Origin of the sequence: Echinicola arenosa, assembly GCF_014841125.1 — a bacterium.
Taxonomy (GTDB): Bacteria; Bacteroidota; Bacteroidia; order Cytophagales; family Cyclobacteriaceae; genus Echinicola; species Echinicola arenosa.
This window is the reverse complement of the sequence record NZ_JACYTQ010000006.1, coordinates 205,674-221,782: the sequence shown is the minus strand read 5'-3', so window position 1 is coordinate 221,782 and position 16,109 is coordinate 205,674. Positions and strand designations below refer to the sequence as shown.

The window sequence follows — 16,109 nt, the reverse complement described above, 5'->3', positions numbered from 1 at the left end:
ATTACTTAATTTCTTCTAGTTTGCCTTGGTTCAATTTCAAAACAGGTACATATTGATTTGAGTGACTGTTTCTGAAGTTAAGACCAAAACCCAATCCGCCATCAGTTTGACCTCTCTGATCCAAGTTCTTTCTAAAATCAAACCCTGTGCGGCTATTGATTACATTGGCTACCCATCCCATCAAATCATACCCTATATAAGCATACGCTCCAGGATAAGCATTGAACCTTTCAAAAAACCTAAACCGATAATCCTCCACCTCTTTCTTGCTTAAGTTAATTGAGTTGTTGCCGATATAATTCAAATCATTCCCTTCCAGCATATCAAAATTGGCAAAATTGAAATACAACCAGCTATCCATTACAAAAACCGGTGTTTCAGTTGTCAAAGACTCTAGAAGTGATAATGTCGGCGATGCTATATAAGGATCGTCAGAGAAAATCACTACCTGATCAACATTGGCGGTCATGCCTGGTCTCATTCCTATTTGCTCTAAGAAATTGCGAATATTGTTAGACCCAACCTTTTGATTATAAGCGACGCGATAACCTCTCTTTCCTGCTTCACTTGCAAACTGACTGGCCATAAGTTCATCTCTGGAAGAGCCTGAGTAAGCTAGGGCAATTCGGTTTCCGGTAACGTGTCTTCTACTATAATCCAATAGCTTATCTACAATTACTTCCGTGGAAGGTCTAAATAAATAAGCATAATCTTTCCCTTCAAAATTGGCCTTCATATTTGATACGGGATTGATAAAAGGTATTTTATGTTGCTCTGCAAATGATGATACCAGCTCTGTCTCTTCTGGATAAATCGGACCGATGATGATATCTGCCTTTTTGAAGAAAGAATCCTCCAAAATTTTTCTAACCACTTCATTTTTTCTTTCCGTATCGAAAGATTTTACATTGATATCAAACCCCTTCCTTTTTGCATCCTCAACGGCCATATCAATGCCTTGATAGAGTTCAAAAACAAAATTATTCCCCTCTAAATTCCTCACCCCTGATCCACCTTGATAATTAAAAGGCAAAATGATTGCCACATCAAGCTCTTGATTTTTTATTTTATCCATTGATGTGCTTCCCTCAGCACCACCGATGTTCATTTCTTCAAGTTCTGCCAAAACTACTTTTTCATTGGAAGACAAAACTGACTGAGACAATAACTTCTCTTTCAAGGCAATACTATAACCCTCATTGTTCTTGAAAGCTGACCAGTGTGCTACCATAAAACTTACAGCAGCATTCTTGCTCAAAAAATCATAACTTGCTTTATACCCATCTTCAACGAGGGATTGATCATCGATTTTTGCAATCTCACTTAAACCTGCATAAGCCTCATTTTGGGCAAAATCACTAAGGGCCAAAAGGTACAATGCCTCATCTTCCCTTTCCCATTTATAGTTTTTTAACAGCTGCTCTAAAGTGGCCTGTGCCAATTGATACTGTTGGTTCTTATAGGCAGCCCTTGCAAAATGGTAATGAGCGTATAAAGATAATTTGCCATATTTTTTATAGTCCAAATATGGACGCAACTGATCCATCGCCTCTTCCTGTTTCCCGCTATCTATCATTTGAACTGCTGAACTGTACCCAGTACCTGTCTCTTGGGCAAAAAGAGGAAGCTGAATCAGCATAATCAGCAGAAGGAGTATATTAATTTTTTTCATGGATAAACATTAACTTACTGTGTGGTTACTTACAAGGCAAAGGCCGTGACTCTCGACAACTATAGCAGACAAGGTTAAGTTGACGGACCCAAGTGAGGCCATCACCAATGACTGCTGTCATTTTGAATCAAATTTTATACCTTTCTAAGGCGGTTCACGAATTTAATTGATTTTGATACAAAACCAGACAAAAAAAGCCTGATTTACACCAGGCTTTAATTATTATTCCCACTCAATAGTTGCAGGTGGTTTTGAACTGATGTCATAAACGACCCTGTTCACTCCTTTTACTTTGTTAATAATTTCATTAGAGATTTTCCCTAAAAACTCATACGGCAAATGAACCCAATCAGCAGTCATGCCATCAACTGAAGCTACTGCTCTAAGAGCCACCACTTTCTCATAAGTCCTCTCATCACCCATTACCCCTACAGATTGTACTGGCAATAGAATCGCACCTGCTTGCCAAACCTCATCATAGAGTTGATCATCTTTCAACCCTTGGATGAAAATATGATCAACCTCTTGCAGTGTAGCTACCTTTTCAGGAGTAATATCTCCTAGAATCCTGATAGCTAACCCAGGTCCAGGAAAAGGATGTCTTCCGATTATATTTTCGGGGATTTGCAAAGCTCGTCCAACTTCTCTAACACCGTCTTTAAACAAGGTATTTAATGGCTCCACTACTTTAAGCTTCATAAAGTCTGGCAAACCTCCTACATTGTGATGTGACTTAATCGTAGCAGAAGGACCATTTACAGAAACAGACTCAATTACATCAGGATAAATGGTTCCTTGGCCTAACCATTTTACCCCCTGGATCTTGTGTGCCTCATCATCAAACACCTCAATAAAAGTATTTCCAATTGCTTTACGCTTATCTTCAGGGTCGGTCTTTCCAGCCAAGGAATCATAAAAACGTTGCTTGGCATCAACCCCTATCACATTAAGTCCAAGGTGCTTATAAGAGTCAAGTACCTCTTCATATTCGTTCTTACGTAGCAATCCATTGTCCACAAATACACAAGTAAGGTTATCACCTATCGCCCTATGGATCAAAGTAGCCGCAACAGAAGAATCTACTCCACCTGACAAGCCCATCACGACTTTATCATCTCCTAACTTCTCTTTGAGTTCAGCGATAGTAGCATCTATAAACACATCTGATGTCCAATCCTGGCTACATCCACAAACTTGAACCACGAAGTTTCTCAGTAGATTTTTGCCTTCTAAGGAATGGGTCACTTCAGGGTGAAACTGGATGCCAAAGGTATCTTCATTAGGTACTTTAAATGCTGCAACTTTTACAGAAGGAGTACTTGAAATCACATCCCATCCTTCTGGGAGATCCTTGATTGTATCTCCATGTGACATCCAAACTTGAGAGCCGTGAGACACCTCGTGAAATAAATCAACATGTTTATCTATAAAGCTTAGATTAGCTCTTCCGTATTCTCTGATTTCTGATGGGGCTACATTTCCGCCGTATTTCTGGGCCAAAAGCTGAGAGCCATAACAAACTCCTAACAAAGGTAATTTGCCGCGAAATTGATCAAGGTCCAAATCTGGAGATCCTTCATCCCTAACGGAACAAGGACTGCCCGACAAGATGACACCTTTGATGTCTGAAGTAATTTCCGGGATGTTGTTGAATGGATGGATTTCACAATATACATCGAGTTCTCTTACTCTTCTGGCTATAAGCTGTGTATACTGCGAACCAAAATCTAGGATTAGTATCTGTTCTGCCATGCGCAAAGTTAACCACACTTCAAGAAACGAAAAAATAGTTTTATAAAATTTCGAAATAATATTTGGAAAAGGATCAATATCCAAGACCTACTCACAGAACTCACCTCTTGGTTATCTTTCATCATTGACCCCTTTTTTGACCTATTACTGAAAAGGAAAAGCCCTGACCGTAAGGGTCAAGGCTTTAAAGACTATTTTTGTTTAACCTTAAACTCTTACTTTAGTAGTTCCACCACCTTCTAATGTAATGCTTACTGGAGCATTGGTTTTCCAAGCACCACCAGTGAAATCAGGCACATCGATAGAGGTAGCTCGATTGGCAACAGACCATTCTGACAAAGGAGAGATCGCACTCCAAAGCGCTGCATCATAAACATCCTGATCCAATGGCAAACCATTTCTCAAGCAGTCCACTAATCTCCAAGTCATCATGAAGTCCATACCTCCATGCCCACCAATTTTCTTGGCCATCTCACCCACTTTCTTGGTGATTTCAGGAGTATACTTCTCTTTTAGCTCATTCATTTGCTCATCAGTAAACCATCTGTGACCAGTAGCCACTCCTTCCTTAGGCCATTTTCTAGCGATCCCCTTTGTTCCACTAACCAAGTGAATTCTAGAATATGGTCTTGGAGAAGTCACATCATGCTGGATCATAATGGATTTACCTTTTTTGGTTTTCACCACCGTTGTGTTCATGTTGCCTCTGAAGTCCATATTGGCATAGGAAGCAAAGAAATCATCTTCTTCAGCCAATTCCTGAGCATGTCTCTTCATCATAAAGTCATTACTGGACAAAGAAGTCAAATAATCCATTTGGTCTCCCCTGTTGATGTCCATGATCTGGCAAATTGGGCCTAATCCATGTGTTGCATACAAGTTGCCATTCCTGGTACCATTCTCTTTTAGCCTCCACATATCTTGATACCCCTCTTTGTTGAAATTCAATCCCAAAAGGTCATGCAAATAAGCTCCTTCCCCATGAATAACATCACCAAAGAAACCATCTCTAGCCATGTTTAAGGTCATCATTTCGAAGAAATCATAGCAGCAATTTTCCATCATCATGCAGTGCTTCTTGGTGCGCTCCGAAGTCTCCACCAATTGCCAGCATTCTTCCAATGTTTTCGCTGCAGGCACTTCAATTGCCACATGTTTACCAGCTTCCATGGCATATACCGCCATTGGCACGTGCCAATCCCAAGGAGTAAGGATAAAGATTAGGTCAAGATCATCACGATCTACCATTTTTTTCCAGGCATAAGCAGAGCCTGAATAGGTCTCTGGTTTGTGAGGCGTACCTTTAAGCTTTTCCTTAACCTTATCTACATTTTCTGGAAGAAGGTCACAAATCCCCTTGATCTCAACACCCTGGATTTTGCTCATTCTCTCTACGTGACCTGGACCACGCATCCCCAAACCGATAAAGCCCACACGAACTACATCCAGCTTAGGAGCTGCATAACCTGACATGTTAAAGCGTTGGTCATGCTTCTTTCTACTTTGTTTTAATACATTATCTAATTCTGCTTGAGTAAAACCACTCATTCCAGCGCCTACCAACCCCATACCGGCCAGACCAGATAGCTTAAGAAAATCTCTTCTATTATTGCTCATAATAATGACTTTATGGTTAGTGTTATTGTTTTATTTTTATCCAATGACCAAAGGCAAAACAAGGTTATTGCTCAGTAACCTTAGAAACCATACACCTTTGCAGCATTGGAGTAGAATACTTTTTGAAGCACCTCTTCAGGTAAGTTGAGACCTTTGAATTTGCCCGAAAACTCTGGGGCCTCCAATTCTTTGTCTGTTGCAAAGAATTCCCAGTGGAATTTCCATAAGTGCTCAAACCTTTGGGCCAACTCATCATTCCCAAAAGATCCATCATCGATCACATCTGTCCCATAGATGATTTTATCTTGGTACTTGATCATAAAATCCCGCACATCTTCCCATCTATCCTTGGCCTGTAACTGTAAATGACAAATACGCTCTGCAAGGTCTGTGATCAGATTTGGGTATTTATCCAGACGTTTGGCCACTTCATCAATACTCCATTCCATACTCAACAGGTGCAACCCTACAAACTGAAGCTTAGGGTATCTCTCCAGGATTCTATCCCTGGCTTCCATTTGAGCTTCGTAGGATGGACATTCTGGATGAAGGTACATATGGTATTCTGGATGTCCTGAAAAGTAGTTACGATCAGAGTCCACCGTCATTTCCTCCAGTGGCAACCAACAATTTTTTGGTTCTCCTTGATGTCCTATCAACAAAATATTGTTGTCTTCAAGATACCTGAAAATTGGACTGAGACTTTCATCATCAATCATGATAAATCTACCATCCTTATCCTGAAGGTCCATTCCGATGTTCTTCCAAATTTTAACACCAACAGCACCGTTTGCCAAACCTCTTTCTATCTCTTGGATGGCTTTTTCAGCCCAACCGGGCTCTCCCCAGCCATCAGCTGAAAAGGAAGTGATATACCTGATTTTGCCTGGATATTTTTGATCCAATTCCTTAAGGACTTTCTCCTGATCAACAATCGAATCGAAAAAAGGGATATCAGTATTGATGGATAGAAATGAAACCCCATGCTCTAGCGCCTTTTCCATTTTGCCAATGGAATTAGTATTTAAATGAACATGTGCGTCTATTAATGGGCGAATCATTTACTTATTATTTTTCATAATGTCCAACTTATAGCTTACCAAGTCAATTACTTGTTGGGTAGCCTTAGGAAAGACTTTTCTCAAATCAATCTCTTCATTTTCCTTCAGCAATTGCTGCAAGGTCTTCATGAAGATATTTTTAATTTCAGTAGCTAAGTTCACTTTACAAATCCCTCTTGAAATCGCCTCTCTCAACTGCTCTTCTGGCACACCAGAACTACCATGAAGCACCAAAGTGGCCGGAGTGACTTCAGCAATACTGCTCAATAAATCAAAGCGCAATTTAGGCTCTTCTTTGTAAAAGCCATGGGCTGTTCCAATAGAAATCGCCAAGGCATCTACTCCTGTTTCCTCCACAAAGGTCTTTGCTTCCTCTGGTGTAGTAAAACCCTGATGCTCGTGTGACTGACCAAGCTTTGCAACAAAACCTAGCTCTGCCTCAACGTGTGCACCATACTTATGGGCCCTCTTCACTACTTCTTGGGTGATTTTTACATTTTCCTCAAAAGGCAACTCACTGCCATCTATCATCACCGAATCAAAACCTGCATCCAGGCAAGCCTGAGCCAGTTCCACACTTCCTCCATGATCCAAATGAATCCAACCTTCAACACCATACTCCTCCAATGCTGCCCTACCCATAGCAACAGCCGTATTCAATCCCATATAATCTATAGAACTCTTGGTTAGCTGAAGGATAATAGGTTCGTTTAATGCTGACGCTGCCTTTAAAACCCCTTGCAAGGTCTCCAGGTTGTAAAAGTTGGTAGCCAACAAGCCACGCTTCTGACTCGTAAATTCTCTTAACTTATCTTTGATTTTCATGACAATGATTATATTTCTTGATCTAAAATCGTTTTTGCTCTCTCCCTCACTCCATCTAGAGATTCAAAGGCCCCCGTTCCTCCAGCTGCTGTTGTGTTCAATGCTCCAGTAAGGTTGCCAAAACTGAGACACTCTTCCCATTTTGCACCTTGCAAAAACTTGTAAATAAAACCTGCATTAAAGCTATCACCCGCTCCAATGGCATCAATAAATTGATTGTTTATAAATGGTTCTGCCTTGATGATCTCTCCTTGGTGATATACCAAACCGCCTTTGATTCCCATCTTGAGTGCGACAATATTCGCATGTGCCTTTAAAGTTTCCAGTCCAGCTTCGATTGTTTCCTTTCCGGTCAGAGAAAGTAACTCGGACTCATTCGGAAGAAAAATATCCACATAGGGAAGGCAGGATTGATAATCAAAATCCCACTTATTATCAGGATCAACCTGTAAGTCCAAAGAAGTGGTCAACCCTGCTTCCTTCGCCTTTTTGAATATTTCGGTAATATCTTGCTGGATTCCTTTTTGTAAAAAGTAATTGGACAAATGAAAATGTCGGTACGCACTTACCTGTTCCCAAGGAATATCATCAATGGTCAAAGCTTCCATAGCCCCGCAATAAGTCACATTGGCACGATCCTGATCATAGTTCATCACGACGGTCAGACCTGTTTTCAACTCCTCATCACTAGAGATAAATGTAGTATCTACCTGTTTTGACTGAAGGGTGTTACATACCAATTGGCCAAAGTCATCTTTACCTACTTTTCCACAAAAGGCAGTCCCTACCCCCAGCGTTGCAATATTAGAAGCAAAAATGGCTGAAGAACTACCTAAGGTCACATCCATCTTCCCTGCAACCTTTTCTTCACCCATCTCAGGAAACCCTTGAATTTGATTGAGTATAAGATCAATATTTAGTTCTCCAACAACAAATAGATCCTTTTTATACATAGTTTAGTTCTTTAATCTTAACCTGAGTAAGCAATCGCTCCACATCAGACTGATATAACATCCCCAAATCCTCTCTTAAACAATTGGCTGCACCAAAAGCTACTCCATAGCCCGCTATTTCTTCCACGGAAAGTCCTCTATACACACCCAAGGCAATACCTGCTGTCAAACAATCTCCACTCCCAACAGTACTCACCACCTTGTCAATGGTAACATTAGCATGAATAACTTTACCGAGATATCCCAAAAAAAGTCCTTCCTTACCTCTGGTCAAAGCTACCAAATCCACTTTTTTACTTAGCTGTTGGATAGCTTCCAAAGGATCCTCTGTCTGACAAATTGCTTTAGCTTCGTGCTCGTTGAGGTGCAGGCCAAAAAATCCCTTATCCAAAGCTTTTTCCAGCATGACACCAGAGCAATCCAGAATTACTTTCTTTTGTTGTTGCTTCGCAATGTCTATGAGATCACTATAAGCAGTATCAGGAGATTGTTTAGGCCAAGAACCAGACAAAACAGCTAAACTGGCATTTTCCAAATTTAGCTTAAATGTCTGTAACATTTCTTCATAGCTCTCTTCAGCCATAGCTGGTCCTGGCTCCAGTAACTCTGTATGATTCAAGTCTGAACCAGCAGACAAAAAGGTGTAACACTTTCTGTTTGCTCCATTTAGCTCTGGACCAAAACAGGGGATACCCAAGTCCTTACAGGCTTCCTTGATCCATTGACCTGAATGACCAGCCCAATTACCTAACAAACCTGTATCCTGCCCCATCTCCCTAAGCGCCATAGCTACGTGCACCCCTTTACCTCCAGGGAATTCCTGCTGCTTTGCAATGCGATTGGCTACTCCTCTTTCGAAAGAGGGTAGCCACGCATAAGTGTCTATAGAAGGATTGGGGCAAACTGTAAGAATCATTTATCCTATTACTTTTCGTAAATTATCACACCTTGAACTACCCGGCTAATCGCTCCACTCACGGAAGGATTGTCTGGCTTAAGCCCTAACTCCAGGCATTTATAGAAACCTAAGAGTTGGCCAACCATAGTGGCAGGCAAAACATTGAAAACATCTTGACCTTGGCCTCCGGCAACTTTGATGTCCATGATAGAATTGAAGCCTTCAGTAGCATTGGCCGCAAAACTAATTGTCTTTATATCTCGCTTATCTTGTCCGATGCTATCTGCCAAATCCTTTTCATATTGAGCTACATGGGCATCTTTTGAAAACAGGTAGACCACGATAGAATCTTCATTCGCTACAGCTCTAGGCCCATGCCTGAACCCTAAGAACGAGTCGTGTTTACAAACCACCTGACCATCTGTCAACTCCTGAAGTTTCAAGTGGCATTCTCTCGAAATACCAAGCATAGGACCTGAACCAAGGAAAATCACACGCTTAAAATCACGTTTCGCCACAGCCTCAAACTCAGAAAGCTTATTTCTCAAAATATCATTGGCAGTCTCTACAGAAGCATTAAATGCAATTTGTAATGCATCTATCTCATTGATTCCGGCCACTAGTAAAATGGTCAGCAACATGGAAGTAAAGCTTCCAGTCATGGCCAAACTATTGTCATTGGACGCCTCTGGAAGAACGATTGAAAAACAATTGCCCTCACAGTCATCCGCATATGCCGCTAACTTACCTTCTGCATTACAAGTAATGATCAAATGATAAATATCCGAACAATGCTTATCTGCCAACCTTACTGCTTCTACACTTTCAGGACTATTCCCAGACCTAGCAAATGAAACCAAAACAGTCGGAACCTCTTTAATAAAAAATAACTCTGGATGGGTCACTAAGTCAGTAGTCGCAAGAGCTTGCGTAAGCAAACCCGTCTTTTGCTGAACCACTCCTTGTGCAGACTCTCCAATAAATGCAGAAGAACCTGCTCCCGTAAGGATAATTCTAGCATTGCCTTTTTCAAAAATTGGCTGCAAGAAGGCCTTGATCTCTTCCTGCATTTGAGAAATCTGATCAAAAACATTCACCCAAAGTTCCGGCTGTCCAGAAATCTCCTTGGCTGTGTGAAACGCCCCCATCTCTTCTGCCTTTTCGGCATCCAAAGTCAAATAAGTCGTTTGTATCATATCTTTGTTTATGGTAAAGTCACTTTTTATTTTTTTACTCTCGCCTCCTCCTTAATCCTCGATACTGATTTTATCTGGTGATTGAAACTTGTAACACTTTATAAATCACCAGTAAACTCTTTCGTTTCATATACACATCAAATTAAACGAAATAAAATGAAACAAAAAAACTTCAATTTATTTTTTATTCAAATCAAATCATTCACTTCAATGATGTTAAAGAAGAAATTAAAAAAAATTCCGCCTGACAAGTATTCTACAAAATCAAAATAAGACTGAAGACCCTAACACAGTAATTTAAATAAAACCGCAAAAACTCCGATCGATTCCACTTCATTTTACAAAGGCCATAAAATAAACTATTGACTGGTTTAAAAAATTTCACAACCTTTCGATATAATACTGCCTTTTATTCTCAACCTCCATAAACAAAAAAAGTCGGGATTCTCCCGACTTTCATAACTATCCAACTTTTAAGATTATTAGTCAAAATATTTGAAATTATAATCTGGGTCCAATTCTTCCAAAAATGCAGTAATAAGGTCAATAACACTTTGAATATCCTTTTTACTGGCTGTCTCAACTGTGGTATGCATGTACTTTAAAGGTAAGGAAATCAATGCTGAAGGAACCCCTTCATTGGAATAGGCAAAGGCATCCGTATCTGTTCCTGTACTCCTAGAAGCAGCAGCTCTTTGAAAAGAGATTGTTCTCTTCTTGGCCACTCCAATGATCAAATCCAATAGCTTTTTGTGAACAGAAGCCCCGTAAGTAAGTACAGGACCATCGCCCGCTACCTGTTCACCACTAGTGATCTTATTGTACATGGGAGCCGTAGTATCATGGCAAACATCCGTGATGATCGCTACATTGGGCTTTATTTTAGCAGCAATCATTTCTGCTCCTCTAAGCCCTATTTCCTCTTGGACGGCATTGACGATATATAGGCCAAAGGGAAGCTTTTTACCTGAATCATGAAGTTTCTTGGCGACTTGGGCTATCATATACCCACCAATGCGATTGTCCAAAGCTCTTCCAGCGTAAAATTTTCCGTTGAGATCCATTAACTCATCCTTAAAAGTCACCACACATCCCACATGGATTCCCATTTCCTCCACTTCCTCTTTTGTGCGAGCTCCTACGTCTATGAAAATGTTTTCCAAGGATGGCTTACTTTCTTTTTCCCCTTTTCTCACATGAATGGCTGGCCAGCCAAAAACCCCTGGAATGATTTTTTCATCTGTATGGATATTGACCCGCATGGATGGTGCGATCATATGATCAGAACCTCCATTTCTTCTCACATAGATATATCCTTCTGGTGTTATATAATTCACAAACCAACTGATTTCGTCAGCATGAGCCTCAATAACCACTTTAAAAGGAGCTTCAGGATTGATCACACCAACAGCTGTTCCATAACTGTCTGTAAAATACTGATCGACGTAAGGTTTTACATAATCCAACCAAATCTTCTGCCCTGAAGCTTCAAAGCCAGTTGGAGAGGCGTTGTTAAGGTACTTGAATAGAAACTGTTCTTCTTGCTGCATATTGATAAAATACGTTTGGTATTTACTCTATTATTTAAACTTATTTGACTGATTCGTTATTTCTCTGAAATTGATTCAAGTTAATACAAAGGAAAATTTATAGTGGAATATTGCCATGTTTCTTTTTGGGAAGAACATCCACTTTGTTCTGAAGCATCTTAAATCCACTGATCAATTTCTGCCTAGTGGTCGATGGAATAATTACTTCATCAATATATCCTCTGTGTGCTGCCTTATACGGATTAGCAAATTTCTTGGTGTATTGATCAATTTTCTCCTGCAGTTTTTCATCTGGTTGATCAGATTTGGCAATCTCCTTTCTAAAAATAATTTCTGAAGCTCCTTTCGCACCCATCACCGCAATTTCTGCTGTTGGCCAGGCAAAATTGAGGTCAGCGCCAATATGCTTGGAATTCATCACATCATAAGCTCCTCCGTAGGCCTTACGCGTAATTACAGTAATTCGTGGAACGGTTGCTTCTGAAAAAGCATAGAGCAACTTGGCTCCATTGGTAATAATACCATTCCACTCCTGATCTGTACCCGGCAAGAAACCAGGGACATCGACCAACACCAAAAGCGGCACATTGAAACAATCACAAAACCGAACAAAACGTGCTGCTTTGACAGAAGCGTCATTATCCAAAACTCCAGCTAAAGACTGTGGCTGATTACCGACCACTCCTACACTACGTCCAGCAATTCTCGCAAAGCCCACCACCATATTATCTGCAAAATTCTTGTGTACTTCTAAAAACGAATCTTCATCTACAATACCATGGACAACCTCTCTCATATCATAAGGGTGATTAGGGTTTTCAGGAATTACACTATCCAATATTTTTCTTGACTCATCTTCTTTCAAATCATAAGGATAAATGGGCGCATCATCTTCACAATTTTGAGGGATATAACTTAGAATACTTTTAATATGTTTGATACAATCCACTTCATTCGTACATGAAAAGTGGGTCACGCCACTTTTCACGCTATGGGCACTTGCTCCTCCTAACTCTTCTGCAGTTACATTCTCCTGGGTAACCGTCTTCACAACATTTGGACCAGTTACAAACATATAAGATGTTTCTTCCACCATTAGTATAAAATCCGTTATGGCGGGAGAATAAACAGCTCCTCCAGCACATGGTCCCATTACTGCTGAAATTTGGGGTATTACTCCTGAAGCTAAGGTGTTTCGATAAAAAATATCGGCATACCCACCAAGGGAGTTTACACCTTCTTGAATCCTGGCCCCACCGGAATCATTCAACCCTATAATAGGGGCGCCATTCTTCATGGCCATATCCATGATTTTGCAAATTTTTTCAGCGTGGGTCTCAGAAAGAGACCCTCCAAAAACAGTAAAGTCTTGTGAAAACACATAGGCCAACCGGCCATGAATCTCCCCATAACCTGTTATCACTCCATCGCCCAGATAGTATTCCTTATCCAAGCCAAAATCCTTACAACGGTGCATCACGAACTTGTCTATTTCCTGAAAAGATCCTTCATCCAACAATAAATGAATCCGCTCTCTTGCAGTTAGCTTACCTTTTTTGTGCTGAGCAGCTATTCTGTCCTTCCCTCCCCCCAACAAAGCTTCTTGATTCTTTTTTTCCAATAACGCCAGTTTCTCTTTATTTCCCGGTAATGTATACACACCTTTTGTTGAACTTTTCATGGATTTATCGCAGTAAAAATTGTTACAAAATATTTTTCAATACCCTTTAAGGTAAGAAATTTTCCGATGCTTTCTGGCACATTCATACCACCGACCCTTTCTACATCGAGTTTATCAATTCCCTCGTATATATCTCATTATTAACATAGAGCTTTTTTAAATAAACTTTATATATTCGCACAACTAAAAATAAGGGCTTAATGACACATGAGAAAGTAGCCATTATCGACATGGGCACCAATACATTTCACTTGTTATTGGTTGAATTAACTTCAGAAGGTTTCCAAACCATCTATAAGGAAAAAATCCCTGTAAAAATTGGGCAGCAAGGTATCAGCAAAAATGCCATTCACCCTGATGCCCAAAAAAGAGCCATGCATACCATCGGCCATTTCAGGAATTTGATCAATGGAGAGGAAATCCAAAAAGTATATGCTTTCGCTACAAGTGCCGTTAGAAGTGCTACCAATGGTCCAGCCTTGGTTCAGGAAATAAAGGAAAAATTTGACATTAAAGTAAATGTCATCGATGGAGAGCAAGAAGCCCAGCTCATCTATGAAGGCATTCGCTTTAGTGGATCACTTGGAGATGAAAATAGCCTGATGATGGACATTGGAGGTGGATCTGTTGAATTTATCATTGGCAATGAACAAGAAGCGCTTTGGAAACAAAGTTTTGAAATTGGAGGCCAAAGGATGCTGGACTTGTTCCATTACCATGACCCCATCCATACGGAAGAAGTAACCAAACTTAAGACTTATTTAGAAGAAAGACTCCAGCCCCTTATTACTGCTTTAGAAGTTTATAAACCGAAAAGGTTGGTAGGTGCCTCCGGTACTTTTGACACGCTTACCGATATGTACTACGCCTCTGCCCATCGGACCAAAACCAAAACCCAAAAAGTCTTCCACCTTCCCCGCACAGAGTTTGAATTGCTTGCCCAAAAGCTGGTCACGCTTAATAAGGATCAAAGGCTAAAAATACCCGGAATGATCCCCATGAGAGTGGACATGATTGTGGTAGCTTCCTGTCTAATTGAATTTATCCTTCAATTTGTAGATGCATCAGAACTTGTTTGCTCCAATTATGCGTTAAAGGAAGGAGTTATTGCAAAAATAATCTCAAAACAGCCTATCATTCCTTGCGAAGGCATAGAAAAATCATGATTTCTAATCAATATCAACTTATCACCGGATAAGTCAAAATATATTTTGCGCCATGAATTTTAACTTTGAAGGATTATTCTCGTTCACGAAGAATATTTTCCTTAAAATCGGATGTCCAGAAAAGGATGCCCAAACTGCTACCGAAGTCTTATTGTCAGCGGATTTGAGAGGTGTCGACTCACATGGAGTCGCAAGGCTCTCTGGGTATGTCAGGTTATGGGAAGCCGGCCGAATCAATGCCACTCCAAATGTACGCGTAGTTCATGAAACACCCAGTACAGCAGTAGTTGATGGTGATGCAGGGTTAGGACTGGTGGTAGCACCAATCGCCATGCAAATCGCCATTGAAAAGGCTAAAAATGCGGGTACAGGCTGGGTATCCGTAAAAAACTCCAACCATTACGGCATTGCAGGACATCATGCCATGCAAGCCTTAAAAAACGACATGATAGGTCTTTCCATGACCAACGCAAGCCCTTTGGTAAGCCCTACATTCAGCAAAGAGCGCCTTTTAGGCACCAATCCAATTGCTGTTGCTATTCCTGCCAATAAAGAACCAGCATTTGTTGCAGACATGGCTACTACTACAGCAGCCAATGGAAAACTGGAAATACTACAAAGAAAAGATGAGCAGGCCCCGTCCGGCTGGATACAAGACAGTGAAGGTCATCCAACCACCAACCCTTATGGTGTAAAAGAAGGAGGAGCCTTATTACCTCTAGGCGGTGATAGGGAACACGGTTCTCATAAAGGCTATGCTTTGGGATCCATAGTCGACATCTTCTCAGCTGTGCTTTCAGGAGCCAATTATGGCCCTTGGGTTCCGCCATTTGTTGCATTCCTCCAGCCAGACCCCAACCCAGTTGGAGACGGCATTGGCCATTTCTTCGGTGCCATGCGTGTAGATGCTTTCAGACCCGCTGATGAATTTAAAGACCATATGGACAACTGGATCAAAAGATTCCGATCGGCCAAAACAACTCCTGGAAACGAAAAGGTATTGATCCCGGGAGACCCTGAAAGAGAACTGGAGCAAGAAAGAATGAAAAAAGGCATCCCTCTTCTGAAACCTGTAGAAGACGATCTTAGAACACTTGGAGAAAAATTCGACGTGCCTTTTAAGTTTTAAACAATTAAAAATTAACCTTTACTCATCGCTTCTCTGTGATATCAGGGAAGCGATTTTTTCTTTTTGTAAAGCGTTTGTTTTGGAAAATTCAATTGATTTTTCATAACTTATCCACATGTCAAAATTCCATCATTACCAGACCGTTTTGGAGTGGACCGGCAATACAGGCATGGGCACTCGGGGCTATTTGGCCTACCAAAGAAACTTTGAAATCACGGTAGAAGGCAAGCCTCACCTCTTGGGAAGCTCTGACCCACATTTTAGAGGAGATAAAAGCAAATACAATCCTGAGGAGCTTTTTCTGGCCAGTATTGCCTCTTGTCACATGCTCTGGTATCTACACTTATGTGCCGAAGCAGGTGTAAGTGTGACAACTTATGAAGACCATTCCGAGGGAATTATGCAGGAGAATAAAAACGGATCAGGACAATTCAATGAAGTAGTCCTATATCCAGTGGTAACAGTTGAAAATGAAAGCATGAAACCCAAGGCCATGTCACTGCATGAAGAGGCCCACAAACATTGTTTCATTGCCAATAGCTGCAATTTCCCCATTCGGCATAAACCTGTGGTGAGAATAGCCCAGAAACATTCTTTAGACAAATAACT

Annotated in this window: 13 protein-coding genes; 3 read left to right on the top strand and 10 right to left on the bottom strand. The window is 40.7% G+C overall.

Features of this window, described 5'->3' with window-relative positions; translation table 11 throughout:
* Position 1: 1 nt before the first annotated feature.
* The 10 genes from IFO69_RS16500 to IFO69_RS16455 all read right to left on the bottom strand — a co-directional run bounded on the left by IFO69_RS16500 (position 2) and on the right by IFO69_RS16455 (position 13,205).
* A complete protein-coding gene (locus tag IFO69_RS16500; RefSeq protein ID WP_192011226.1) occupies positions 2 to 1,672 on the bottom strand; it encodes an ABC transporter substrate-binding protein in 1,671 nt (556 codons plus the stop codon).
* Positions 1,673 to 1,894: 222 nt separating this feature from the next.
* Complete coding sequence (guaA, locus tag IFO69_RS16495) at positions 1,895 to 3,424, bottom strand: glutamine-hydrolyzing GMP synthase (protein WP_192011225.1); 1,530 nt, start codon at positions 3,422 to 3,424, stop codon at positions 1,895 to 1,897.
* Between the two features lie 207 nt (positions 3,425 to 3,631).
* The gene (locus tag IFO69_RS16490) at positions 3,632 to 5,041 is read right to left on the bottom strand and encodes a Gfo/Idh/MocA family protein (protein WP_192011224.1); all 1,410 of its coding nucleotides are present in this window, start codon (positions 5,039 to 5,041) and stop codon (positions 3,632 to 3,634) included.
* 80 nt (positions 5,042 to 5,121) lie between these two features.
* Positions 5,122 to 6,102 carry an amidohydrolase family protein gene (locus IFO69_RS16485; protein WP_192011223.1) on the bottom strand — a complete coding sequence of 327 codons (981 nt, stop codon included), beginning with the start codon at positions 6,100 to 6,102 and terminating at the stop codon, positions 5,122 to 5,124.
* Positions 6,103 to 6,927 carry a class II fructose-bisphosphate aldolase gene (locus tag IFO69_RS16480; protein WP_192011222.1) on the bottom strand — a complete coding sequence of 275 codons (825 nt, stop codon included), beginning with the start codon at positions 6,925 to 6,927 and terminating at the stop codon, positions 6,103 to 6,105.
* An 8-nt stretch (positions 6,928 to 6,935) separates the two neighbouring features.
* A complete protein-coding gene (locus IFO69_RS16475; protein ID WP_192011221.1) occupies positions 6,936 to 7,880 on the bottom strand; it encodes a carbohydrate kinase family protein in 945 nt (314 codons plus the stop codon).
* Positions 7,873 to 8,796 carry a 1-phosphofructokinase family hexose kinase gene (locus IFO69_RS16470; protein WP_192011220.1) on the bottom strand — a complete coding sequence of 308 codons (924 nt, stop codon included), beginning with the start codon at positions 8,794 to 8,796 and terminating at the stop codon, positions 7,873 to 7,875. The genes IFO69_RS16475 and IFO69_RS16470 overlap by 8 nt, the downstream gene beginning before the upstream one ends.
* Before the next feature lie 8 nt (positions 8,797 to 8,804).
* Entirely contained in the window at positions 8,805 to 9,974 is a 1,170-nt protein-coding gene (locus tag IFO69_RS16465) for an SIS domain-containing protein (protein WP_192011219.1), read from the bottom strand.
* Positions 9,975 to 10,456: 482 nt separating this feature from the next.
* Entirely contained in the window at positions 10,457 to 11,524 is a 1,068-nt protein-coding gene (locus tag IFO69_RS16460; RefSeq protein WP_192011218.1) for a M42 family metallopeptidase, read from the bottom strand.
* Positions 11,525 to 11,621: 97 nt separating this feature from the next.
* Positions 11,622 to 13,205, bottom strand: a complete 1,584-nt coding sequence (locus tag IFO69_RS16455) for an acyl-CoA carboxylase subunit beta (RefSeq protein ID WP_192011217.1) — start codon at positions 13,203 to 13,205, stop codon at positions 11,622 to 11,624.
* Positions 13,206 to 13,405: 200 nt separating this feature from the next.
* On the opposite strand from IFO69_RS16455, the gene IFO69_RS16450 reads away from it, so the two are divergent.
* From IFO69_RS16450 to IFO69_RS16440, 3 genes are all read left to right on the top strand, one after another.
* Positions 13,406 to 14,371, top strand: a complete 966-nt coding sequence (locus IFO69_RS16450; protein WP_192011216.1) for a Ppx/GppA phosphatase family protein — start codon at positions 13,406 to 13,408, stop codon at positions 14,369 to 14,371.
* Between the two features lie 52 nt (positions 14,372 to 14,423).
* Complete coding sequence (locus IFO69_RS16445; RefSeq protein WP_192011215.1) at positions 14,424 to 15,500, top strand: Ldh family oxidoreductase; 1,077 nt, start codon at positions 14,424 to 14,426, stop codon at positions 15,498 to 15,500.
* Positions 15,501 to 15,615: 115 nt separating this feature from the next.
* Positions 15,616 to 16,107, top strand: coding sequence for an OsmC family protein (locus IFO69_RS16440; RefSeq protein WP_192011214.1), 492 nt, complete (start codon positions 15,616 to 15,618; stop codon positions 16,105 to 16,107).
* Positions 16,108 to 16,109: the final 2 nt, after the last annotated feature.

Coding starts and splice junctions, on each gene's coding strand:
- IFO69_RS16500 (WP_192011226.1), bottom strand. CDS start 1,672: ATGAAAAAAATTAATATACTCCTTCTGCTGATTATGCTGATTCAGCTT.
- guaA (WP_192011225.1), bottom strand. CDS start 3,424: ATGGCAGAACAGATACTAATCCTAGATTTTGGTTCGCAGTATACACAG.
- IFO69_RS16490 (WP_192011224.1), bottom strand. CDS start 5,041: ATGAGCAATAATAGAAGAGATTTTCTTAAGCTATCTGGTCTGGCCGGT.
- IFO69_RS16485 (WP_192011223.1), bottom strand. CDS start 6,102: ATGATTCGCCCATTAATAGACGCACATGTTCATTTAAATACTAATTCC.
- IFO69_RS16480 (WP_192011222.1), bottom strand. CDS start 6,927: ATGAAAATCAAAGATAAGTTAAGAGAATTTACGAGTCAGAAGCGTGGC.
- IFO69_RS16475 (WP_192011221.1), bottom strand. CDS start 7,880: ATGTATAAAAAGGATCTATTTGTTGTTGGAGAACTAAATATTGATCTT.
- IFO69_RS16470 (WP_192011220.1), bottom strand. CDS start 8,796: ATGATTCTTACAGTTTGCCCCAATCCTTCTATAGACACTTATGCGTGG.
- IFO69_RS16465 (WP_192011219.1), bottom strand. CDS start 9,974: ATGATACAAACGACTTATTTGACTTTGGATGCCGAAAAGGCAGAAGAG.
- IFO69_RS16460 (WP_192011218.1), bottom strand. CDS start 11,524: ATGCAGCAAGAAGAACAGTTTCTATTCAAGTACCTTAACAACGCCTCT.
- IFO69_RS16455 (WP_192011217.1), bottom strand. CDS start 13,205: ATGAAAAGTTCAACAAAAGGTGTGTATACATTACCGGGAAATAAAGAG.
- IFO69_RS16450 (WP_192011216.1), top strand. CDS start 13,406: ATGACACATGAGAAAGTAGCCATTATCGACATGGGCACCAATACATTT.
- IFO69_RS16445 (WP_192011215.1), top strand. CDS start 14,424: ATGAATTTTAACTTTGAAGGATTATTCTCGTTCACGAAGAATATTTTC.
- IFO69_RS16440 (WP_192011214.1), top strand. CDS start 15,616: ATGTCAAAATTCCATCATTACCAGACCGTTTTGGAGTGGACCGGCAAT.